Annotated in this window: 18 protein-coding genes; 11 read left to right on the top strand and 7 right to left on the bottom strand. The window is 67.7% G+C overall.

Annotation, left to right across the window (positions count from 1 at the left end):
* Window positions 1-33: 33 nt before the first annotated feature.
* Window positions 34-1,083, bottom strand: coding sequence for a diphthamide biosynthesis enzyme Dph2 (gene dph2, locus NGM10_RS01555; protein ID WP_253481071.1), 1,050 nt, complete (start codon window positions 1,081-1,083; stop codon window positions 34-36).
* 950 nt (window positions 1,084-2,033) lie between these two features.
* On the opposite strand from dph2, the gene NGM10_RS01550 reads away from it, so the two are divergent.
* The 4 genes from NGM10_RS01550 to NGM10_RS01535 all read left to right on the top strand — a co-directional run bounded on the left by NGM10_RS01550 (window position 2,034) and on the right by NGM10_RS01535 (window position 6,068).
* Window positions 2,034-2,438, top strand: coding sequence for a YlbF/YmcA family competence regulator (locus NGM10_RS01550; protein WP_253481069.1), 405 nt, complete (start codon window positions 2,034-2,036; stop codon window positions 2,436-2,438).
* Window positions 2,439-2,560: 122 nt separating this feature from the next.
* A complete protein-coding gene (locus tag NGM10_RS01545) occupies window positions 2,561-3,979 on the top strand; it encodes a DUF8593 domain-containing protein (RefSeq protein WP_253481067.1) in 1,419 nt (472 codons plus the stop codon).
* Between the two features lie 45 nt (window positions 3,980-4,024).
* Complete coding sequence (locus tag NGM10_RS01540; RefSeq protein ID WP_253481065.1) at window positions 4,025-4,858, top strand: MBL fold metallo-hydrolase; 834 nt, start codon at window positions 4,025-4,027, stop codon at window positions 4,856-4,858.
* A gap of 142 nt (window positions 4,859-5,000) precedes the next feature.
* Window positions 5,001-6,068, top strand: coding sequence for a DUF8127 domain-containing protein (locus tag NGM10_RS01535; protein WP_253481063.1), 1,068 nt, complete (start codon window positions 5,001-5,003; stop codon window positions 6,066-6,068).
* 215 nt (window positions 6,069-6,283) lie between these two features.
* Here NGM10_RS01535 and NGM10_RS01530 read toward each other — a convergent pair whose 3' ends face one another.
* Window positions 6,284-7,237: a WD40/YVTN/BNR-like repeat-containing protein gene (locus NGM10_RS01530; RefSeq protein WP_253481061.1), complete on the bottom strand. Its 954-nt coding sequence runs from the start codon at window positions 7,235-7,237 to the stop codon at window positions 6,284-6,286.
* A 127-nt stretch (window positions 7,238-7,364) separates the two neighbouring features.
* Here NGM10_RS01530 and NGM10_RS01525 point away from each other — a divergent pair, with 127 nt between their 5' ends.
* The 7 genes from NGM10_RS01525 (at window position 7,365) to NGM10_RS01495 (ending at window position 15,285) form a co-directional block, all read left to right on the top strand.
* Window positions 7,365-9,230 carry a coiled-coil domain-containing protein gene (locus NGM10_RS01525; RefSeq protein ID WP_253481059.1) on the top strand — a complete coding sequence of 622 codons (1,866 nt, stop codon included), beginning with the start codon at window positions 7,365-7,367 and terminating at the stop codon, window positions 9,228-9,230.
* A gap of 15 nt (window positions 9,231-9,245) precedes the next feature.
* The gene (locus NGM10_RS01520; protein WP_253481057.1) at window positions 9,246-10,307 is read left to right on the top strand and encodes a sensor histidine kinase; all 1,062 of its coding nucleotides are present in this window, start codon (window positions 9,246-9,248) and stop codon (window positions 10,305-10,307) included.
* A gap of 44 nt (window positions 10,308-10,351) precedes the next feature.
* Window positions 10,352-11,251 (top strand): phosphoribosyltransferase HisG-related protein, encoded by a 900-nt coding sequence (locus NGM10_RS01515; RefSeq protein ID WP_253481055.1) that lies wholly within the window; start codon window positions 10,352-10,354, stop codon window positions 11,249-11,251.
* A 585-nt stretch (window positions 11,252-11,836) separates the two neighbouring features.
* Window positions 11,837-12,241 carry a DUF5805 domain-containing protein gene (locus NGM10_RS01510; protein WP_253481053.1) on the top strand — a complete coding sequence of 135 codons (405 nt, stop codon included), beginning with the start codon at window positions 11,837-11,839 and terminating at the stop codon, window positions 12,239-12,241.
* Complete coding sequence (locus NGM10_RS01505; RefSeq protein ID WP_253481050.1) at window positions 12,231-13,289, top strand: tyrosine-type recombinase/integrase; 1,059 nt, start codon at window positions 12,231-12,233, stop codon at window positions 13,287-13,289. The genes NGM10_RS01510 and NGM10_RS01505 overlap by 11 nt, the downstream gene beginning before the upstream one ends.
* Before the next feature lie 288 nt (window positions 13,290-13,577).
* On the top strand, window positions 13,578-14,300 hold the full coding sequence (locus NGM10_RS01500) for a dolichyl-phosphate hexose transferase (RefSeq protein ID WP_253481047.1): 723 nt from the start codon (window positions 13,578-13,580) through the stop codon (window positions 14,298-14,300).
* Window positions 14,301-14,352: 52 nt separating this feature from the next.
* Window positions 14,353-15,285: a ring-cleaving dioxygenase gene (locus tag NGM10_RS01495; RefSeq protein ID WP_253481045.1), complete on the top strand. Its 933-nt coding sequence runs from the start codon at window positions 14,353-14,355 to the stop codon at window positions 15,283-15,285.
* A 110-nt stretch (window positions 15,286-15,395) separates the two neighbouring features.
* On the opposite strand, the gene NGM10_RS01490 is transcribed toward NGM10_RS01495, so the two are convergent.
* The 5 genes from NGM10_RS01490 to NGM10_RS01470 are packed head-to-tail and all read right to left on the bottom strand — an operon-like array spanning window position 15,396 to window position 22,042.
* A complete protein-coding gene (locus tag NGM10_RS01490) occupies window positions 15,396-15,899 on the bottom strand; it encodes an NUDIX hydrolase (protein WP_256504338.1) in 504 nt (167 codons plus the stop codon).
* Window positions 15,896-18,079 (bottom strand): DUF7846 domain-containing protein, encoded by a 2,184-nt coding sequence (locus tag NGM10_RS01485; RefSeq protein ID WP_253481042.1) that lies wholly within the window; start codon window positions 18,077-18,079, stop codon window positions 15,896-15,898. Before NGM10_RS01485 ends, NGM10_RS01490 begins: the two co-directional genes overlap by 4 nt.
* Window positions 18,076-19,263: an ABC transporter ATP-binding protein gene (locus NGM10_RS01480; RefSeq protein ID WP_438267162.1), complete on the bottom strand. Its 1,188-nt coding sequence runs from the start codon at window positions 19,261-19,263 to the stop codon at window positions 18,076-18,078. Before NGM10_RS01480 ends, NGM10_RS01485 begins: the two co-directional genes overlap by 4 nt.
* A complete protein-coding gene (locus tag NGM10_RS01475; protein WP_253481039.1) occupies window positions 19,256-20,890 on the bottom strand; it encodes an ABC transporter permease in 1,635 nt (544 codons plus the stop codon). The genes NGM10_RS01480 and NGM10_RS01475 overlap by 8 nt, the downstream gene beginning before the upstream one ends.
* On the bottom strand, window positions 20,891-22,042 hold the full coding sequence (locus NGM10_RS01470) for an extracellular solute-binding protein (RefSeq protein ID WP_253481036.1): 1,152 nt from the start codon (window positions 22,040-22,042) through the stop codon (window positions 20,891-20,893).
* Between the last annotated feature and the right edge of the window lie 17 nt (window positions 22,043-22,059).

Here is a 22,059-nt window from a genome sequence, read left to right as displayed (position 1 = left end):
AGAAGGACTACAAAAGGGTACCGTCGTCCGGGCCTACCACGTACCGTGGAAGGTGTCGAACGAGAGTTCGTCCAGCGGCTTGTTCCCCACAGCTATCTCGTACTCGCCGGGGGTGAGCATCGGCTTGTGGAACTGCGGGCCGTCGTCGGTCGTGATGCGGGGACACCCCGTATTCACGAACGCGTCCATGTCGAAGTTCCGGAGGCGGTCGGGCGTGACCTCGTCCATCGTGATGAGGTAGGCGTCGTCGTTGTCCGCCAGTATCTCCTGGGCCTGCTCCCAGCGACCCTGTCCGATCTTCGTGCAGAAGATGACGCCCCACTTCTCGGCGTCCATCGCCTTGTGGACCGACGCGTAGCGCTGTTTGAGGAACTTCTCGGTGTCGGCGACCGTCACGACGTTGTTCACGGGGTCGGCGATGACGACGTTCTTGTCGGGGTGCTCCATCGCGAGGCCGAGGGGGTGGAACTTCCCGCCGCCGACGTACAGCACCTGGTCGGCGTCGATGTCGGCGGAGGCGTAGTTGCAACCGAGGACCTGCCCCTCGTGGGTGAGTCGGTCGTCGCCCCGCCGGGTGTGGACCTCGAAGCCGCGCTCGTCGAGCCACGACTTCATCTCCTCGAAGCGGTTCATGTGCTGGGCGGTGGTGACCAGCCCCACGTCGGGGTCCTCCGCGGGGTCGGCGAGTTCGGCCAGCGACTCCTCCATGATGGGGAACACGTCGACGTTCGAGAACAGGGGGACGTAGATGACCTTGTCCGTGTTCTTCATCGGCGAGTGGCCGAAGTGGACGAACACGTCGGTGCGCTTCATCAGGTAGGTGTCGAGGTCGCAGGCCCCGTAACAGGGCTGGCCCGACAGCATGATGGTCACGTCGTCCGAGACGAGTTCGCGGATGTCGTCGGCGACCTTCGGACCCCGGCGCTTCAGCCCCTCGGGGAACTGGAGGCCGACCTTCGTGGCGTCGCGCTCCTCGACCGCCTCGACGATGCGGTCGAGTTCGTAGTCCCACTCCCGGTCGTGTTTGAGGGACATGCCGGTGTTCCGGAGGTCCCCTTCGCTGTACTCGTTCTCTTGGCTCATTGAAGGCGTTTTGTCGGCGAGGACGTTTAAGCGCGATGTTCTCGCGTGGAGTAGCGCGACCCAGTGACGACGGCGAGTTCTACTGCAGCTCTAACAGCGATACTGGAGTCAGCCGCGAGCAACGATCCGCTCAGGATATCGAAGTCTACTGCGAGCAACTATCCGCTCACGATACCGAAGTCTACTGCGAGCAACTATCCGCTCACGATACCGAAGTCTACTGCGAGCAACTATCCGCTCACGATACCGAAGTCTACTGCGAGCAACTATCCGCTCACGATACCGAAGTCTACTGCGAGTAGCTAGCTACTCCCGGTACCTATGAAGACCGCACCGCGACCGCAGGCCACGACCCTCCCCAGCCGATTGCGGTCCTCGACTGCTCACTCCGTTCGCAGTCTGTGGTCCTCATCCCTCGCGCGGATGGGCGAATCCACGAGGGATTCGCCCGCACGCGCCACCGCTTTCGACGAGTATCGGAAAAGGCGGTTTCTCGGCTCTCGTGCGCCCGCCCTCGTTCGCCTGCCCTCGTTCGCTCGCCCTCGTGCGGTGGCGCGCGCTGGCGTCATCGCGCCGACGGCGCGATTGCTCGGAAGATGCGGTTTGTCTTCCGGCGCGACCCGTAAGTGGTCGCGCCGACGTGCGCGAGGGACGAGGCTTGCGAGACGCTTCGCGTCTCGCTGATCTGTGAACGCAGTTCGCAGACATCACAGGCGACGAGTGGAACGAGGAGCCGAGAAGCGCAGTCGGTTGGGGAGGGATGTGGCCTGCGGGTGCGGTGCGGTTCTCATCGGTGACGGCAGTAGCTCGCTCTCGCCTGCGTGAGGCCGTTTCCGAACTGAATCTCTACGTATTTTTCACGCCGTCTCCACGCCAAACTCACACAAAATCTCCACCCACGTCTACCGTCATCGGCAGGCCTAAAACGTCGCAGTCCCAACTTCGGATACATGAGCGTCGACACCGAAGCGGACGCCGACGAGACCGCGGACCTCTCACACGTCGAAGCACTCGGCGCGGAACTCGGCGAGGCCATCGCCGAGACGCCCGTCTACCAGCGGTTTGAGGAGACCAAAGCCGCCGTCGAAGAGGACGAGCAAGCCCAAGAGAAGGTCAAGGAGTTCGAACAACTCCGCCAGGAGTTCATGCTCGCGCGCCAGACCGGCGAGGCGACGCAGGAGGACGTTCAGAAGGTCCAGCGGGCCCAGAACGAACTCCACAGCCTCCCGGTGATGGAGGAGTACCTCGACGCCCAGGAGGAACTCGAAGCCAAACTCGAAGCAGTCAACGACGCCATCTCCGAGCCGCTCGCGGTCGACTTCGGCCAGCAGGGCGGCGGCTGTTGCGAGGACTGACGTCGGCGGAATCCGTTCGATTCGACCACGTTCCGACCGCCTACCTTCTTGGGAAAAGTCACATACGCGAGTGGCAACTACACCTAAGGCAACACCCCCCGACTAGGTCCATGGTGGGGGAAATGTCCGATAATACGACAACAGAGACCGAGATTACGACAGATCGCGAAACGATACGGACGTGGGTCGAGGACAGCGGCGCGAAGCCCGCGTACATGACCGACGAGAGCGACGAGCGGCGGCTTTACGTCCATCACCCCGAGCAGGGCACGACCACGGAATCGGTCGAGGAGACAACGTGGGACGAGTTCTTCGAGCGCTTCGAGGACGACGAGATGGTGCTGGTCCGCCACGCCGACCGACCCAGCGAGGGAGCCGACCAGTTCGAACTGGTCACTCGGACCGAGGCGATGGAGCGGGCGACCCTCGACGACGAGGAGGTCGAGCGCGCCCTGCTCGAAGGCGAGGTCGTCACGAGCGAGATCGTCGACACCACGGTCGTCGAGCGGACGGTCCGGGAGATAGACACCATCGAGAGCGAGATAATCGGTAGCGAGGTGGTACGCGACGAGGTCATCGACAGCCGCCTCGTCCGGCGCGAGATCGCCGGAATCCACCTCGGCGAGGAGGGAAGCCGCATCGCGGTCGTCGAGGACGACGAGACCGTCGGCTGGGACGACGAGACGATGGAGGTCGAGCAGGAGGTCATCACGGTCGACGTGGACGAGACCCGGGAGGTGACCCGCGAGGTGATCGAGCGCAAGACGGTCGAGAGCCGGGTCGTCGACCACGAGGTCGAGGGGACCGAGACCGTCGAATCCGACACGCTGGAGGGCCACGTCGACCTCGAAGGCGTCCAGCGGACCATCGTCGAGAGCGACCTGCTCGGCGGCGAGGTCGTGACCGAGGACATCGACGTCGTGGAGAGCGGGCACATGGAGAGCGAGTTCACCGAGGACCAGGCCGTCCTGACCGAACTCTACGAGCGTCGGACCATCGAGGACGAGGTCCTCGACCGGACGCGACTCCGGTTCGAACTCGTGAGCGAGGAGGTCGTCAGCTCCGAGACCATCGACAGCCGAATCGTCGAGAGCGAACTGGTCGAGACCGACGAGGTCACCGAAATCGTCGGGGTCGAGGGGACGACGACGACCGAGACGACCACGACGACGGAGACGACCACAGAGACGACGGAGGCCGGGACGACCGAGGGAACGGCCTCGATGGGCGACGAGCCACCCGCCGACGAGACGACCGCGATGGGCGACGAGACCGGGGCCGAACCCGCAACCGCGGAGGCGGTCACGCTGGACGACGACGACGTGGGCAAGACGGTCATCGACGCCAACGGCGAGGACGTCGGCGTCATCAGCGAGGTGGACGAGGACACCGACCGGGTGTACGTCGACCCGCATCCCGGTCTCGCCAAGCGCATCCGGACGCGACTCGGCTGGGAGGGTCACGACGACGACGACTACACCGTCGAACCCGACCGCATCGAGGAGGTCACCGGCGACGAAGTCCGACTCAGGAGCCTCTGAGCGCGGAAGACAACACTTACCTCTCCTCTCGGCCGAGTGAGTCACATGACGATACACTCAGACTGGGGAGACTGGCTCCCGCGCGCGGTCGCCGACGCCGACCCCGAGGGCATCGCGGTCTGGTACCTCGGCTGTAACGGCTTCGTCCTCAAGGCCGAGGAGACGACCGTCTTCGTCGACCCGTACCTCGGGACCGGCGACCCGCCCAGAACGATTCGGATGGTGCCGGTCCCCTTCGACCCCGCCGACGTGACCGAGGCCGACGCGATTCTGGCCACCCACGAGCACACCGACCACGTCCACGGGCCGAGTCAGGCCCCCATCCTCGAATCGACGGGGGCGACCTTCCACGCGCCCGACGACAGCCTCGCGGTCGCCCGCGAGGAGGAGGTGTGGACCGACGAGTGGGACGTGAGCGACGACCAGTTCGAGGAGGTCGCCGAAGGAGACACCTTCGAGGTCGGCGCGTTCACGGTCCACGTCGAACCCGCCAACGACCCCGACGCGACCCACCCCGTGAGCTACGTCTTCGAGTACGAGGACGCCACCGTGTTCCACGGCGGCGACACCAAGCCCGCCGAGGAGTTCGAGCGCATCGGCGAGGAGTACGACATCGATCTGGGCGTGCTGGCGTTCGGAACCGTGGGCAACATCCCCGACAAGGAGACCCGCGAGCCCAAGCGAACGCGGTGGTACAACGACGAGAATCAGGCAATCGAGGCCGCCAGCGACCTCCAAATCGAGCGGCTCCTGCCGAGCCACTGGGACATGTGGAAGGGCCTGACCGCCGACCCGAAGGCGCTCCACCACCACGCCAGCAGCTTCGAGTACCCCGAGCGACTCGAAATCGTCGAGATCGGCGACCGGGTCGACGTGTAGCGAGGTCGAGTTCCCGCGGGCGATTCTACGGATTCGACGCGCGGTCGCGCTCCCGAGAGCGCGGCGGGACGCCGCGCTCTCGGAAATCGGGGGCGTTTAACTGTCTTCGCCGAAAGATACGGCCGAGAATATGTCCCCCTCCATGCAAATTCCCTCCGCCCGAACGCTCGCGATCTTCGCCCTCCTCGTCGTCGGCGTCGCCTGTAGCTTCGCGTTCCACGCCGGAACGAGCGGGATGGACGTGACCTACACCGCGACGACGGTCGACCCGGGCGAGGCTCCGGACCGGGTCGCCGACGCGGCCCCGCGGGTCGCGAACCTCGACGACGAACTACCGGAGGGGAACGAGTCGGTCGGCCGACCCGTCGAGCGCGCGGCCGAGAACGGGTCGTTCGCGGGGAACGTCACCCCCGAACTCCACATCTCGCTCCCGGGCGAGCGGACCAGATACGTCGTCTACGACGGCTCGTACTACCGCTGGAACGCGACCGGCGACGAGGAGTCGACGTTCGTTCGAATTCGGATGACCCCGACCGACGCCGAGACGGTCCTCGAAAGCGTCTCCTCGCCGTACGACAGCGCGCCATCGGAGGTTCGGACCGCCATCGACTCGGGCGAAACGTCCGGTTGGACGGTCGAGCGAGGGGTCTACCGCCACGAGGGGACGTACTACGCGGTCGCGCCCGAGAACGACGCCGCGGTCGCCGCGAACATCCTCGGCGGGTTCGTCGGCTACGTCCTCACGCCCGTGGGCCGGGGCTACGTCGCGGTCGCGCTGGGTCTGCTCGCCTACCGGTATCGGGAGCCGTCCGTCGACCGCCTCCTGACGGCCCGCCGCGCGCTCGCGGTGGCGGCGCTCGCGGTCCCGGTCGCGCTGGTCGGGACCGCCCTGTTCGAGTCCGGTTCCGCGTCGCGGTTCGTCACCGGCCCCGCGAGCGCGCTCGTCGTCGCTTCCGGCACTGTCGCCGGGGTGCTCGTCTACCAGCGCCGCTGGCTCCGACTCGTCGGGTTCACGGGACTCGTCGCGACGCTCACGGTCGGTGCGAGCGCGCTCGCGCTCGGCGTCGTCGGCGCGTTCCTCGGGGCCCTCGCGCTCCTCGTCGGACTCCTCGCGGGGGTCGTCCCCCTCGTCTACGGCTACGTCTTCGGTCGCCAGCGAGCGACGCCGGAGGCGGCCGACTCGGCCGAGTCGGCCGCCTCCGGCGAGTGATAGGGACGTCGTTCTGGAGGGCTCACGCGAACGTTCAAGTACGAGGACGGGACCATCCCTGAGTGGACGCCTCGCGCAGTTGCGGGCAGATAGCTGGCACCTAGGCCAGCAGTGTCGAGCAGGCGGGGGCGTCGCCCGCGGCGCGGGCGACGCCCCCGCACCACCTCGTGACTGCCAGTCCGACTAACCGGAAACGGCTGAGCCAACTCTCGAAATCACGGGCTTCCGAGTAGCGACGAGACGCCCGCGGGCAACTGCCCGCCGCCGACCCAGCCGTCGAGGTCGCGCACGACGATTCGGCCGTCGTTGGTGCCCGCGAGGACCTCCCCGTCGTGGGTCGTCCACGCCAGCACGACCTCCTCGGGTCGGCCCGGGTACGCGAGCGCCTCGAAGGAGTCCCCACCGTCGCGGGACTCGAACAGCGCCGCGTCGGCACCGTTCGCGCCGCTCCACGTCCCGGGCGAGGAGCGCGCCGCCGCGGCGTACAGCACGCCGTCCCCGGAGTCGGCGTCGGCCTCGTGGAAGAAGGCCTCCCGGAAGTAGGTGTGGTCGAGGGCCTCGTCGAGCCGCGTCCACGTCTCGCCAGCGTCGCGGGTCCGGTAGAGGCCGCCGCCGCAGGAGGCGACGTACTCGTCGGGACCGAGAATCAGGACGTGATGTACGTCGTCGTGGAGTCCCGCCTCGCGCTCGGTCCACGTCTCGCCGCGGTCGTCGCTGACGTGGACGCCGCCGACCTCGACGCCCGCGATTACGCGGTCGGGCGCGTCGGGATGGACGCCGAGGCTCCGAACGTGGGCCTCGTCGCGGTGGCGGGGCGTGTACCACTCCTCGCGCGAGGGGAGGTCCTGAAACCCCTCCAGCTCGCGCCACGAATCGCCCCCGTCCTCGGAGACGTACAGGTGCGCCGGGTGTGTGCCAGCGTAGAGGCGCTCGCCCCGCGTGTCGCCGACTACCGAGTACACCTCCTCGCGGGGAACGCCCAGATTCGTCCACGAGTCGCCGCCGTCGGTCGTCCGATACAGGCCAGTCTTGGTCGCGGCGAAGGTCCCGTCCCAGCCTTCGAACCGCCGGACGCGAAGTACTCGGCCCGAGTCCAGCACCTTCCGCGCCGAGTCGAACCGCGGCCCGCCCGCGCGGTACACGCCGTCGTAGGTTCCCGCGAGTAGCATGCGCGGGACTACGGGCCCCGAGACCCTAAAGGTGGGTTCCGAGCCAGCGCCACGCCGGTCGCGGTTCGGCGTGGTTTCGCTCCTCGCGGGCGTGTGATTTATATGGCCGTTCTGGGATGTGCATCGTATGAGTGACAGCATGACCGAGGTCGTGACGACCGAGGAGAGCGGCGTCGTCGTCGAGAAGTCCTTCGAGGGCGACGAGTTCGCGGTCCCGGCCATCAAGTTCGTGATACGAAGCGAGCGCGACGAGCCGACCTCGTTCCGACTCGCCGACGACGTTCCCGAGGAGTTCCCGATGGACAACGTCGGCTTCCACCCGGACTACGAGAACGACAACTGGACCGCGTACAAGGACCACCGGGTCCAGTTCGAGCGCGAACTCGACGCCGGGGAGGAACTGGTCACGGTCTACGGCGTCCGTCTCGGCGACGACGACGACGCCGAGAGCTTCCTCGGCGCGCCAGCAATCGAGGAGGTCGCGCCCGTCACGGTCGACGCCGGAGCGACGGACGCGGCCGAGTCGGCCTCGGGGTCGCCGCAGGCGACCCCCGAGGCCGACGCGCTCGGCGGCGAAGTCGGCGGACCCGACGGCAACACCATCACCGACATCGTCTCCGAGGAGGACAGCCAGCTCGTCCGCGACGTGGTCGCGGGCGACGAGGAACTGGCCCTCGACGACGAAGTCGACGCGGAGGCCGACGACCCCCTCGACGCCGACGACCCGCTGGCCGCTGACGACCCGCTGGCCGCTGACGACCCGCTGGCCGCTGACGACCCGCTTGCGGGCGACGAGTCGGCTTCGGACGCCGAAGCCGACTCGGAGGAGTCGCTCGGCGTCGACGAAACCGACATCCTCGAACCCGAGGGCGACGACTCCGGCTCCGAGGTGAGCGAGGACGCCGACGACGCGGTCGCGGAGGACGACGGTCCCGACCTCGCCGACGGGGAATCCGGAGCACTCGACGACGAGGGTCCCGCCGACGAGACCCAAACGGCTCCCTCGTCGGACCGAGCGGCCGACGCGGCGAGCGAGCCGACGGCTCGCTCGCCGCCGACCCCCGGTAGCGTGGCCGCAACGCTCGCCGAGGAAATCCGCGCTGGAGAGGTGGCCGACGAGGACCTGCGAGCCATCCAGAAGGAACTCGACATCGATACCCCCGAGAGCACGAACGTCCGCATCCGCCACCTCCAGTCGCGGGTCGAAGACCTCTCGGCGTACACCGAGGCGCTCGAAGAGTTCATCGACGAGAACGGCACGGCGGGAGACATCATCGCCGACTTCGAGGACGAGATCGCGCAGGTCCGGGCCGACGTCGAGGCGTTCGAGGACGAGGTGCAGGCAATCCGGACCGAAGCCGACGAGACCGACGACCGGGTCGCCGACATCGACGCCGACCTCTCGGAGATCGAGGGCGACGTCTCGGATGTCGAAGCCACCCTCTCGGAGGTCGAGTCGGAACTCGCCGACGTGAGCGGCCTCCGCGAGGAGGTCGAGGACCTCGAATCCGAACTCGCCGACGTGGACGACCTCCGCGAGGAAGTCGAGGACCTCGAATCCGAACTGGACGCGGTCGGCGACCTCCGCGAGGACGTGCGGGCGCTCGAAGACGAACTCGACGGCGTCGGCGACTTCGGCGAGGAGATGGAGTCCCTCGAAACGCGCTTCGACGACCTCGAAGAGCTGGTGGGCGCGAACACCGACGACGTGACGGCCGTCGACCAAGAGGTCGAGGAGGTCACCGGCGAACTCGACGAGGTTCGGTCGGACATCGAGGCCGTCCGGTCGGAACTCGACGACGTGGCCGACGTGGGCGACGAGGTCGAATCGGTCGCCGAGAGCGTCGACTCGCTGTCGTCGGACCTCGACGCGCTGGAGGAGAACCTCACGGCGCGCGTCGAGAGCGTCGAGACCGACATCACCGACATCCGCGACGAGATCGAGGGGATTCAGGAGTGGCGCGACCGGATCAGCGACGTGTTCGGTAACTAGATTCCGGCTACTCGTATGGTATCACGATTGGACGCATCGTCGGCCTCGGAGGACGCGCTCGCCCTCCGGGAGTGGCTGGTCGTCGGACTCGGAGCCAGCCTGCTCGCCGTCTCGGTCAGCTATCTCGTCGCCGGGAGCGACTCGCTCGCGTCGGAGTTCGTCCGCCTGAGCGTCCCGATAGCCCTCTCGCTGTTCCTCGTCGCGCTCGGCGTCTGGGTGCGAGCGACCGGAATCCCGTCGGACGTGGTCGCGGTCTGGAGCGTCGCTGGTGCGGTCGTGATGGGCCTGATCGCGGGGTGGGTGTCGCTGTTGCAGTCGATGCAGGGCCGACCGATGCTCCAGCCAGCGTACATCGTCCTGACGGAGGTCGGACTCGGCGCGGTCGGCGGGGGGTTACTCGGGGTGTACTACGGTCGCGTCCGGCAACGCACCGAGCAGTTGGCCGAACAGCGCAACCGGCTCGACGAGTTCGCCAGCATCGTGAGCCACGACCTCCGGAACCCGATGAACGTGGCGCAGGGCCACCTCGAACTCGCCAGGGAGACCGGCGAGGAGCGCCACTTCGAGGCGGTCGAGGGCGCACACGAGCGCATGGAGCGACTCGTCGACGAGGTGCCCGCGCTGTCGCGGCGCGGCGAAACGGTCGAGGACCCGACGCCCGTGGACCTCGACGCGGTCGCCCGCGAGGCGTGGGCGACCGTCGAGACGCCGGGGATGGTCCTCCACACCGAGGTCGATGCGACGGTCGTCTCCGACGGCAGGCGACTCCGCGCGCTGTTCGAGAACCTCTTTCGCAACGCGGCCGAACACGGCGGCGACGAGGTCACGGTCGGGTCGCTCAGTGGCGAGTCCGCCCCCGATTCGAAGGGCTTCTACGTGGCCGACGACGGGCCGGGAATCCCGGCCGATGACCGCGAGCGAATCTTCGAGGGCGGATACTCGACCCGAACCGACGGCACCGGATTCGGACTCGCCATCGTGCGCCGCATCGCGGAGGCCCACGACTGGCGGATTCGGGTCACCGAGAGCCAATCGGGCGGCGCGCGCTTCGAGTTCGTCGACGCGGGCGACGAGTAGCCAAAGCGCAACGGGTTTACTCGCGCCCTCCCATCTTCGGGATAATGACCGAGACGATTCCCGTCGCAGTCCCGCGGAAGGGGCGACCGCTGGAGGCGGTCCTCCAGCGGGTCGCGGCGGAAGCCGACGCTCAGGAGGTGGCCGATGCAATTATCTCGACGCTCCGCTACGAGAAGGCGGTCACGAAGGGCGACCAGACCCCCGACCGGGGAGCCTACGACCGACTCGCCGACTACAGTCACCTCGGCGAACCGACCCGTCCCGACTACACCCTCCTCCGAGACGACCGGGCGGGCAAGCCCCGCCGCATCGTGTTCGACAGCGTCACGGTCCCGGTCGGCGACGCGAACCTCCGACTGGTGGGCCGCGAGGAGCCGTTCCGCGCGCTCCGCAAGCACGAGTTCGCGCTGGGGTTCGACAGCGCCGACCTCGTGCTGGAGGAGGTCGTCGAGCTACGACCCGACCCGCTGACCCGTATCGCCGACGTGAACGCCCGCATCGACCCCCACGACACCGACGTCCGGGTCGTCTCCGGCATGGGCGACACGGTCTACCACACGCTGATGGCGACCCCCGAGACACTCCCGCAGGGCGAGCAACCGACCAGGGAGTTTCTCACCGACTACGAGGGGAGCCTCTGCATCTCGCCGCGCTACGAGCGCCTCGTGGAGGCGGTCCTCGGAACTCGGAACGCCGACTCGCTCCGCTTCGAGTACCCCGGCGAGCACGAGGAGGAGGAAGCCGCGATAGCCGATGCGGGCGTGGGCGTCTACCTGACGGTCACGGGTTCGACCGCGCGCGAGCACGGGCTCGTGGTGGGCGAGGAACTGTTCCCGAGCGAGACGGTGCTGATGGAGAACTGTTCGGAGGCGAGCGCGGGCGTCGAACGCGCCAAGGAGGTCTTCGTCCGGGCCGAGACCGAGAGCGAGATGGCGATTTACTGAGGCTTCCGCGGTGGTGTTCGGCACCCTCTCGAATATAGCGATATAGGATGTATTTTTGCCACGTCGTTCGTTCGGTGCTTCGAGCGCCCCTCTGTAGACGATACTTCGTCCCGAAACGACCGTTCATGGGTGAGGGTACTTCGGACTCGGCGGAGTCGGTGATCCGAGTAACTCGGGGGAGTGAGAGGGCCGAGTAACTCGGCACGTCGGCGCCGGGAGACTCGCAAGAGCGTAGACCCGACTGGGAATGCGAATTCACGGATACGTCCTGCTCGCCGAGAGGAGTTCGCCCGACTTTGCCCGCGAACGCACCAGCGGTCGACCAATCGTCGCGGAGACGACGAACCGAGGAAAACGCCCGTTCGCCGAGAGACTGTCCTCCCCCCTCCACCAGATATTATATCTCTCTACGTAGTACCTGCAATCGACTCTTTTGAATCTCTCTATATGGGCCTTTATAATACAAATCTCTCTAAATAATACTCTACTTCCCGGCAATTGTGGTCCTTCTCCAGAAGATAAAGTTCCTTATCACTACTAGTGGGACAAATTGATATACCGGGGGTGAGACGACCCAGAGGAGAGATGAGCGACGCTGACACCGACCGGGCGGTCGTGAAGACCTTCGTGCCGACCTACCAGAAAGAGAAGTGGAAGCGCGACGCCGACGAACTCGATATGACTCAGAGCGAGTTCGTCAAAACGATGGTACAGGCCGGGAGACGCGGGTTCGACCTCGACGACGGTCCGGCGGCGAGCGTCGAGGAAGGTGGTTCCGGAGGGTCGAACCCCAGGGGTGACGGCCTCGAAACACGGCTCCTCGACCTCCTTCGTTCGGAGGGCCATCTGTCGTGGGACCGACTGGTCGAGGAACTCGCGGGCGACTTCGAGGACCGACTCGAAGAGACGCTCGGGCGACTCCAGAACGAGAACCGGGTCCAGTACAGCGGCCGTCGGGGCGGGTACACGGTGGTGGACGATGGCGAGTAGTCGGACCACGGGCGAGACCGACCCCGACGACCCGGTCGGCTACTTCCTCGAAGACCTCCGCTTTCACGGCAAGAGCGAGCGTACCCGCGAGGCCTACGAGCGCGTCCTCCGGGAGTTCGAGGCGTTCCTCTCCGATTCGGAGCGCAACCCCGCCGGAGCGTCGCTCGACCCCGGCGAGGCGACCCAGCGCGAGTGCATGGCGTGGGTCCACGGCCTCCGCGGGGACCTCGCGTCGAGCACGGTCGCGACCTACGCCTCCTACCTCCACCGGTTCTACGCCTACATGACACAGGTCGGTGCCTTCGACTCGAACCCGATGGCGCTCGTCGTCGAGGAGATGACCGAGTCCATCGACAAGGACCCGACCCGGCGGGAGATTTCGATTCCGCAGATGCGGGAGTTCGTCGCGGGCGTCTCCCATCCGCTGGAGAAGGCGGTGGTCGTCACCCTGTTGAAGACGGGGATGCGGGTGGGCGAGCTCTGCAACCTCGACCTCCGGGACCTCCGGCTCTCGGGAGAGCCCGCGGAAGCGTACCGTCTGGGCACCCGCCCCCAGCTCGACGGCCGGGGGGAGTCAGTGTTCGTCGCCAGCGACATCGCCCGTGGCGATGTCGTCGACGGCGAGCAGCGGACGGCCGCGAACAAGCGCAAGCGCGCGACCGTGATTCCGGTCGACGAGGGACTCGCCGCGGTGCTCACCCGATGGCTGGCGATCCGACCCGACCCGGTCTCTCCCGCCGACCCGCTGTTCGTCTCCACCAGCCGCGAGTGGGGGCGGCGACTCACGCCCCAGATGGTCCGGAACGCGGTGGAGACCCACGCTCGCGAGGCCGGATGGTACCGGACCGGCGGCGGCGCGGAGGAGAACGTCACGCCCCACTACTTCCGGCACTTCTTCACGACCCACCTCCGGGACCGGACGGGCGACCGGGGCATCGTGAAGTATCTCCGCGGGGACGTCGCCGAGGACATCATCGACACCTACACCCACAACTGGGGCGACAGAGTGCGCGAGGTGTACGAGGAGAACGTCTACTCGTTGGTCTGAATCGCTTTTTTCTCGACTCGACACGGTCCGAGTATCCGGCGGTGTTCCGTCCCGTACTGGTAAATCGTATAACGATATACAAAATCTGGGTGTCGAGACGAGAACGAATCGTTGGCCGAATCAGCAGATATCGGGGGTTCGAGGCCGTACACTCCTCGTCCTCCGAGCAGAAGGTGGAGAGCGAAACGGATTACTCCGAACCGTTCTGAACACAAAATGTCATCCATTCTAACATATTTTTGGCGAACCTAAAACTACAAATACGCGCCGCCACAAACACCGGATAGCATGAATTCGGACGCCGCAGTCGCTGACGCTGACGGAACTGACGAGTACACGTTCGACGACCTCAGCGTCGTCATGGGCACGTACAACGAGGAGGCCGCAATCGAGTCGGTTCTGTCGGATATCGACCGAGTGACCGAGGGCCGCGCGGAGGTCGTCTGCGTGGACGGCTCTTCCGACCGGACGCCCGAGATCGCCCGCGACCACGGCGCGCGGGTCATCCGCCAGGAACCACAGGGATACGGCGTCGCGGTCCGAGAGGCCGTGCTCGCGGCCGACCGGCCCGTGGTCGTGACGACCGACTGCGACGACACCTATCCGATGGAGCAACTGCCGGAGTTCCTCGACTGGGTGAACCGGGGCTACGACGTGGTCAGCGGCGACCGCCTCTACTGGGGAGCCGACGCGATGCCCGACCTGAACCGCCGGGGGAATCAGGCGTTCGCCGTGCTGGCGAGCCTCCTGATGGGCGAGCGCGTCCACGACACCACCACCGGAATGCGGGCCTATCGCCGGAACGTTATCGAGGACATCGCGTGGACGGAGAACACCGGCCTCTCGGCCGAACTCCTGATTCGGCCGCTGATGCGGGGCTACGACGTGCGCGAGGTCCCCATCGAGTACGACGAGCGCGCGGGCGAGACGAAGCTCGACCCCCTGAAAGGGGGACTGGCAATCGCGAAGTCCATCGTGAAGGTGTGTCTCGAAGAGCGACGGCAAGACTGAACCGACGACCGAGGCCCCCAGAGTTATTCGACACAACGCGGTACGGTGGAGCATGCCCACCGACGTTCCCGGCATCCACCACGTCACCGCCATCGCAAGCGACCCGGGGCCCAATCTCGAATTCTTCACGGAGACGCTCGGCCTCCGACTCGTGAAGCGGAGCGTGAATCAGGACGATGTCTCGGTGTACCACCTGTTCTACGGCGACCGGAGCGGCAGTCCCGGAACGAGCATGACGCTCTTCCCGTACACCGGGGCTCGGCGCGGCCGGGTCGGGACGGGGCAGGTCAGTACGGTCTCGTTCCTGATTCCCGAAGAATCGCTCGACTACTGGGTCGACAGATTCGACGAGCGAGGCGTCGACGCCGACGAACCCCGCGAGCGGTTCGGCGACGCGGTCGTTCCGTTCCGGGACCCCGACGGCCTCCCGCTCGAACTGGTGGCCCGCGAGGACGCAGCGTCCGGTGACCCACCCAAGGGGTCGGTCCCCGACGAGCACGCGATTCGGGGGTTCTTCGGGGTCACGCTTTCGCTGGCGTCGGCCGGACCGACCGCGACCCTCCTGAAGGCGATGGGCTATCGGGAAACCGAGAGCGAGCGCGGCCGGAGTCGATACGAGTCGAGCGGTGACCTCGGCTACGTGGTCGACCTCCTCGAAGACCCGCAGGCTCCGCGGGGGCGACCCGGTGCTGGCACCGTCCACCACGTCGCGTTCCGGGTGACCGAGGACGACCAGTCCGAGTGGCGAGACGTGCTGATGGAACACGGACTCCGCCCGACCGAGATAATCGACCGCAAGTGGTTCGAGTCGGTGTACGCCCGCACGGAGGGCGGCGTCCTCTTCGAGTTCGCCACCGAGTCGCCCGGCTACACGGTCGACGAGGACATCGATGCGCTCGGCGAGCGACTGGTACTACCCGAGTGGCTGGAGGACCGACGCGACGAGATAGAGGCTGGGCTCCCGGACCTCCAGACGCAGGGTTGAGGCGAACCTTCAAGTACGAAGCCGGGACCACCTTCTCGCGGGCGCACCTCACCGGGTCGGTCGCCATCCTCCGGGACCGACAGTCCGCGTAGCCCGAGAGGGCCGAGCCCTCACCCGAAGTGGCGTTCCAACAGCGGCGCGTACTCGCAGTCGTCGGGAACCGACTCGAACCACGCCGCGGCCTCGATTTCGGTCTCGTCCACGCCGAGGTCGTCGCCGAACTCGGGTCGCGGCGTGCCCGCCGCGAGCGCCTCGAACACCGCGAAGTGACCCCAGACCGAGTCGCCGTCGCAGACGAACGTCTGTTCGACCACCTCCAGCGGCCGCTCGACTCGGACCGCGAGACCGGTCTCCTCGCGGACCTCGCGGACGGCCGCCTCCCGTAGCGTCTCGCCCGATTCGACGTTCCCGCCGGGAAGCACCCAGCCGTCGCTCCACCGATTGCGCACCATCGCGACGCGTCCCTCGCCGTCGCGGACGAGCGCGCCGACCCACCGGTCGAAGCCCGCGTGGACGTTCTCGGCGACGGTCTCGAACTCCGATGGGTCGAGGCGGATGGTCTCCTCGCGTTTCGGAATCTCCTCGCCAGCCAGAATCGCGTCGAGGTCGGTCACGGTTCGGACTCGTTGGTCGGATCGTATAGTTCCGACTCCACGAACACGCTCGGGGACACCGCACCGTCGACGTACGCGGCCTCGCCGCCGCACTCGTCGGGGACCAAGCAGGCCTCCTGGTAGGGCGAGAGCGCGACGACCGCCCCGTCCTCGTGGCGGATCGGGAGTTCGAGTCGGTACGAGAACCCGCCGCCAGCGGCGTCGCTGACGAGTACCTCCGCGACGACCTCGTCGGCGTCCTCGACCGGGACCGTACGGTTCTCGCCGGTCGGTTCGACGCCCGGTCCCGCGATTCGGGCCGAGTCGTCGCTCACCCGGAGGTCGAGCGGAAGGCGCTCGGGCGTTCCGTTCACCGCGTAGTAGGTCGTGCCCGCGTGGGTCGAGAGCCGGACCGAGACCCGGTCGGCGTGGCTCGGGATACCGACCGCGGCGTCCACTCCCACCGCGTCGCTGCGGACCGCGCGAATCTCGCGGAGCGCCGGGTCCACCGTCTGCCCGAGGAAGGGCGTCCACTCGCCGCGATAGACGTAGCGGTAGTAGGTGCGGTCGGGGTAGGCCTCGACGACTTCGAGGGAGTCGGGGCCGCCGTCGAGCGCGTAGACCACCTCGCCGTCGAAGCCGGGGTCGTTGCGGAGGTGCTGGAACGGGTGGTTGAGCCAGTCGCCGTACGGCGTCGGGACGAAGACGACAGCGTTCGAGAGGTCGCGCTCCTCGAACGGCTCGTAGGCCACCTCGTAGGAGTCGGTTATCTCGGCGGTCTCCGAGACGGGGCCCGCGAGCGCCGCCCCGGCCGCGCCCGCGAGCAGGAGGGTGCCGACGAGCGCGACGGCCGCGAGGGCTGCGCGCTGGCGGCGCGCGCCGCCAGCGCGAGCGACCCGCGCGCGTGCGCGGTCGAACCCGAGGAGGGTCGCGTGCGCGGCGAACGCCGCGGTCGGGACCAGCAGGTCGAAGTGGTAGTACGGCCCGAGGGTGTCGATGAGGCCGTCGTTCGGGTCGGCGAGGTCCCCGAGGATGTTGAGGTTGCCCCAGAAGTAGACGTTGCCCGCGATAACCGAGACGAACAGCCCGGCGAGGACCGCCCCGACCTGCGCGTCGGTGAGGTCGGCGCTCCGGTCGCGCCACGAGGTGCGAGTCCGCGCGCGCCACAGGAACGCCCCGACTCCGACTACCGCGAGCGCGGTTCCGAGCGGTCCGGCGACGACCCACTGGTCGAACAACATCGCGACCACCTTCGCGTTCGCTTCGAGCGCGAGTTCCGGGGTGTAGTCCCGACCGTAGCCCAGAATCTCGCGGTAGCCGAACCCGAGGCCGTCCTGAGGTGCGAACGCCTCGTAGGGGAAGAGCAAGGGCGACCCGGTGACCGCGGCGTTGTACGCCAGCGTGACCCCCACGCCAGCGAGTCCGAGGGCGGCGGTGGGCGCGAGGCGGGCGAGAGCGCCGCGCACGGCGCGGCGCTCTCGCCCAAGCGCGGTTCCGAGCGAGTACAGCGCGTGAGCGATGAACGGGGCCGCGAACAGGACCGCGGTGTAGGGCCGCGAGAAGAACGCGATTCCGACCGCGAGGCCCGCGAGCGCGGCGTAGCCGTACGTCGCGCGGGCGAGCGCCGCAGGCGCTCGCCCGCGCGAGGCGGTTCCGGTCGGGCGTTCGGTCTCGTCCCGGCGCTCCTCGCGTTTGGCCCCCGCGCGGGCGGCCTTCACGTACGCCACCGCGAACAGGAGGTTCCAGAACGTGGTCGGCGCGTAGGGGAGGAACACCGACGAATCGACGAGGAACAGCGGCGACGCCAGCAGGAGGGCACCGGCGAGCAGGCCGGTCCGGCGGTCGAACGCCTCGGCGACCAGCAGGGTCGCCAGTCCGACGTTGCCAGCGGCGACCAGCGCGAGCGCGACGCGGTAGCCCCCGAGGAGTTCGCCGACCGCGAACATCCCGGCGGGGACGGGCGCGTACTTCGGATAGAGTCGCCCGCCGTCGTCGACGAAGAACCACGGCCGGAACGCGTCGGCGACCGGCGGTTCCAGAAAGAGTCGCCCCTCCAGCAACATCGCGGCCTGCTGGAGGTAGACGCCCTCGTCGTGGTTGGGAGTGTGGTACGGAAACAGTTCGTGGGCGGTGACGAAGACGACGACGCCCGCGAGCAGGGCGAGCGCGCCGGTGAGAAGTCGGAATCTGCGTCGGTTCATCGGGACTGCGGCGCTTCGGCGGTCGGGGAGTCCTCGCGCGTCGGGTACCACGCCAGCGTGTGGTCGGCGTCGAGGTCGACCCGGACGGGCTTGCCGATGTCGAGTTCCTTCACATGGTTGTGCTGGCAGTGGACCACGTCGCCGTTGTCGAGTTCGACCCGGTAGACGAACGAGGGACCGGTGTACTGGCGGTGGATGATGTGGCCGTCGGCCTCCTCCTCGTCGACCACGGTCGCCCGGAGGTCGTCGGGCCGGACCAGCACGTCGAGGTCGGTCCCGGCGTACTCGGCGGTCAGGCCGTTGAGTCGCTGCGGGGCGAACGTCCCGATGGGGGTCACGACCGCGCCGTCCTCGTGCCACGCCGAGAGGAACCCGGCCTGACCGAGGAAGGAGGCGACGAACCGCGATTCGGGGTGTTCGAAGACGCTCTCGGGACGGCCGACCTGTTCGAGGTGGCCGTCGTTCATCACCGCCACGCGGTCCGAGATGGAGAGGGCCTCCTCCTGGTCGTGGGTGACCGAGACCGCGGTGACGCCCGCCTCCTTCAAAATGGAGCGAACTTCCTCGCGCATCTCGACCCGGAGGCGAACGTCGAGGTTCGAGAAGGGTTCGTCGAGCAACAGGATCGCGGGTTCGGGCGCGAGCGACCGCGCGAGCGCGACCCGCTGTTGCTGGCCGCCCGACAGCTCGTCGGGCGTGGCCTCGCGGTGGCCCGAGAGGTCCACGAGATCGAGCAGTTCGGTCACGCGCTCGTCGACCTCCCCGTCGGTCGCGTCGGTCAGTCCGAACGCGACGTTCTCGGCCACCGTGAGGTGAGGGAACAGCGCGAAGTCCTGAAAGACGAGTCCGACGTCGCGGTTCTCGGGCGAGACGTGCCGGGAGCCGTCGGCGACCGTCTCGCCCGCGAGGGTGACGGTCCCCGCGTCGGGGCGTTCGAGCCCCGCCATCATCCGGAGGGTGGTGGTCTTCCCACAGCCCGAGGGCCCGAGCAGGGTGAGGAGTTCGCCCTCCCGGACCGACAGCGACAGCGAATCGACCGCGGTCTCGGGACCGTACTCCTTGAGGACGCCGTCGAGTTCGAGCACTCGGTCGGCGTCGTCGGTCTCCGCCGGGGCGCTCGACGGTGGTTCGGATTCCTGACTCGGCGTCATGTTCTGGGTGTTCTGGGTCGCTTCCTTAGCCATCGTTTCCTCCGTCCTGTCCGACGAGACTCCCGTCCTGATTGAGCAGGACGAGCATCGAGAGCGCGGAGACGCCCACGAGGACGAGCGCGGGCACCGCCGCCTGTCCGTAGTAGCCAGCCTCCTGCACGCGCCAGATGTACGTGACGAGGGTTTCAAAACCTGTCGGACGAAGCAAGAGGGTCGCGGGCAGTTCCTTCATCGTCGTCAGGAAGACGAGCGCCGCGCCCGCCACCACGCCCGGCGCGATGAGCGGGAGGGTCACCCGACGGAACGTCCGACCCGGCGACTCGCCGAGCGTCCGGGCGGCCTCCGTGAGTTTGGGGTCGACCTGCAGCACCGACGACCGGACCGACCCGACCGCCTGCGGGATGAACCGGACCACGTAGGCGAACACCAGCAGGGGGATGGTCTGGTAGAACGCCGGGGCGCTCGCGGAGGCGAAGTAGACCAGCGCGAGTCCGAGCACGACGCCGGGGGTCGCGTAGCCGACGTAGCTCGCACGCTCGAACAGCGAGGCCAGCCGGGAGGAAGACCGACCCGAGAGGTAGGCGACCGGGAGCGCGGCGAGCGTCGCGACCCCCGCCGCGAGCAGGGCGACGTACACCGAGTTGAGGCCGTAGACCCAAGTGAAGTCGAAGCCCCCGCCAGCGTAGCCCGGACCGCTCCGGGTCAGCCACACGAAGAGGACGCCGACCGGGACGACCAGACAGAGCGCGGCGACCAGCGCGCAGAACGCGAGCGCGGGAAGCTTCCAGACGCCGAGCGAGTACCGGACCGACCCGGACCCCCGGGATGCGTGTGCGCCGCGCTCGTCGTCCGTGACCCGCTTTTCGAGCGCGAGGATGACCGCCGCGAGCGCGAGCAGTTGGAGCGAAAGCAGGGCCGCGAAGTTGCGGTCCCACTGGCTGACGTAGATCTCGCGCGTGAACACCGGGAACTGCATGATGGCGGGCGTCCCGAAGTCCGAGAGCGCGTACAGCGCCACCAGCAGGCTCCCGGCCGCGATGCCCGGCGCGATTCGGGGCAGGGTCACCGTCCGGAAGGCGGCCCACCGGCCGTGATTGAGGGTGCGAGCGGCCTCGACGAGGGTCCCGTCGAACGAGATGAGCGCGGCCCGCGTCGTGAGGAACACGTACGGGTAGGTGAACAGCGTCAACACCAGCACTGCCCCGTGGAAGCCGTAAATCGGCGGAATCTCGGTCACGCCGAGCGGCGCGAGCAGGTCGGTGAGCTGACCCCGCGGCCCGAACGCCGAGACGAACGCGAACGCACCGATGTAGCTCGGCACCACCAGCGGGAGCGCCGAGACGATGGTCCAGAAGCGCCGGAACGGCAGGTCGGTCTGGACGGTCAGCACCGCGAGCGGGACGCCGACGACCACCGACCCCGCGGTGACCGCCGCGACGAGCGCGATGCTGTTGGTGACGATCTCGACGGTGGAGGACTGGACGAGCAGGTCGAGCGCCTGTTGGGTCCCGATTTCGAGCGACCGGAGGACGAGCCACGCGACCGGGAAGGTGACGGCTGCGGCGACGGCTCCCGCCAACAGCACCAGCGCGACCCGAGGCGGCGACTCGTCGTCGCCGACGTCCCCGACGAACGCTCGGACCCGGTCGCTCGCAGTCATCTACAGCCCGACTTCGTCTAGGAGTTCGTTCGTCGGGTCGAGGTCCGACAGCTCCGAGAGGTCGACGTCGGGCGGCGACAGTTCGTCGACCGTCGGCAGACCGCCAACGGGCTCGACGCCCGAAATCATCGGGTACGCGAACGCCCGGGTGACGAAGAACTCCTGGGCCTCCGAGGACAGGAGGTGGCGTGCGAAGTCACCGACGAGTTCGGACTTGTCGGTGCCCTCGATCATCTCGACACCGGAGACGTTGACCAGCGCGCCCGCGTCGTTCTCGGTGAACGCGAGGTCGATGGGGGCGTCGGGCCGGGACGCCATCACGCGGATGGCGTAGTAGTGGTTGGCGAAGGCGGCCGAAATCTCCCCGTCGGCGACCGCGTTCGACGCGAGGAATTCGCTCTGGTACTCGGTCGTGCCGTGGTCTATCATCCCTTCGAGCCACTCGCGGGTGTCGTCCTCGTCCGAGATGAGTCGCATCGCGGTGACGAACGACTTGAACGCGCCGTAGGTCGGTGCCCACCCCACCGCGTCCTCCAGAGCCGCCGTCTCGGGGAACTCGTGGACGTCGTTGGGGATGTCCGACTCCGAGAGCTCGTCGGTGTTGTACGAGATGGCTCGGGCCCGTCCGGCCACGCCGACCCAGTTGCCGTCGCTCTCCCGGAAGCCCTCCGGGACCTCGTCGAGCACGCGGTCGGGCAGGGGCGTGGTCACGCCAGCGTCGACTGCCACGCCCAGCGAGGTGCTGTCTATCGACCAGAACACGTCTGCGGGGCTCTCCCCGCCTTTCTTCTCCTCGATGATGGTGTTGGCCAGCGTCGACGAGCCGTCCATCTTGAGCTGCACGTCGAAGTCGGGGTACTTCTGTTCGAGGAGGTCGACGAGATTCTGGTAGAGGCCGCCCTCGCCGCCGCCGAGATAGAGGTTCAGTTCGCCCTCGAGGTCCGGGAGGTCGTCCATCGAGGTGCCGCCCGGTTCGGGGCGACTCTCGACCATCGGACCCGAACCGCGGAAGTCGTCCAGCGAGAGCGCGCTGGTACTCTCCTCTTGGCCACCGAAGGGCAGCCCCTCCATGCAACCGGCGAGACCTGCTGTGCCTGCGAGACTACTCGTCGCGAGGAATCGACGTCGAGTCCATCTGCGTCGCTCGCTCATGTTTAGAATTAGGCTGG

The organism is Halorussus salilacus, assembly GCF_024138125.1.
Classification (GTDB): Archaea; Halobacteriota; Halobacteria; order Halobacteriales; family Haladaptataceae; genus Halorussus; species Halorussus salilacus.
The sequence above is the reverse complement of the archived record's forward strand: the minus strand, read 5'-3'. Positions and strand labels throughout refer to the sequence as shown.

Bases quoted from the DNA above. Each gene is read 5' to 3' on its own strand.
- NGM10_RS01495 (WP_253481045.1), top strand. From the start codon at position 14,353: ATGCCCACCGACGTTCCCGGCATCCACCACGTCACCGCCATCGCAAGC.
- NGM10_RS01525 (WP_253481059.1), top strand. From the start codon at position 7,365: ATGAGTGACAGCATGACCGAGGTCGTGACGACCGAGGAGAGCGGCGTC.
- NGM10_RS01485 (WP_253481042.1), bottom strand. From the start codon at position 18,079: ATGAACCGACGCAGATTCCGACTTCTCACCGGCGCGCTCGCCCTGCTC.
- NGM10_RS01515 (WP_253481055.1), top strand. From the start codon at position 10,352: ATGACCGAGACGATTCCCGTCGCAGTCCCGCGGAAGGGGCGACCGCTG.
- NGM10_RS01550 (WP_253481069.1), top strand. From the start codon at position 2,034: ATGAGCGTCGACACCGAAGCGGACGCCGACGAGACCGCGGACCTCTCA.
- NGM10_RS01500 (WP_253481047.1), top strand. From the start codon at position 13,578: ATGAATTCGGACGCCGCAGTCGCTGACGCTGACGGAACTGACGAGTAC.
- NGM10_RS01530 (WP_253481061.1), bottom strand. From the start codon at position 7,237: ATGCTACTCGCGGGAACCTACGACGGCGTGTACCGCGCGGGCGGGCCG.
- NGM10_RS01475 (WP_253481039.1), bottom strand. From the start codon at position 20,890: ATGACTGCGAGCGACCGGGTCCGAGCGTTCGTCGGGGACGTCGGCGAC.
- NGM10_RS01535 (WP_253481063.1), top strand. From the start codon at position 5,001: ATGCAAATTCCCTCCGCCCGAACGCTCGCGATCTTCGCCCTCCTCGTC.
- NGM10_RS01505 (WP_253481050.1), top strand. From the start codon at position 12,231: ATGGCGAGTAGTCGGACCACGGGCGAGACCGACCCCGACGACCCGGTC.
- NGM10_RS01540 (WP_253481065.1), top strand. From the start codon at position 4,025: ATGACGATACACTCAGACTGGGGAGACTGGCTCCCGCGCGCGGTCGCC.
- NGM10_RS01520 (WP_253481057.1), top strand. From the start codon at position 9,246: ATGGTATCACGATTGGACGCATCGTCGGCCTCGGAGGACGCGCTCGCC.
- dph2 (WP_253481071.1), bottom strand. From the start codon at position 1,083: ATGAGCCAAGAGAACGAGTACAGCGAAGGGGACCTCCGGAACACCGGC.
- NGM10_RS01470 (WP_253481036.1), bottom strand. From the start codon at position 22,042: ATGAGCGAGCGACGCAGATGGACTCGACGTCGATTCCTCGCGACGAGT.
- NGM10_RS01545 (WP_253481067.1), top strand. From the start codon at position 2,561: ATGTCCGATAATACGACAACAGAGACCGAGATTACGACAGATCGCGAA.
- NGM10_RS01510 (WP_253481053.1), top strand. From the start codon at position 11,837: ATGAGCGACGCTGACACCGACCGGGCGGTCGTGAAGACCTTCGTGCCG.
- NGM10_RS01480 (WP_438267162.1), bottom strand. From the start codon at position 19,263: ATGGCTAAGGAAGCGACCCAGAACACCCAGAACATGACGCCGAGTCAG.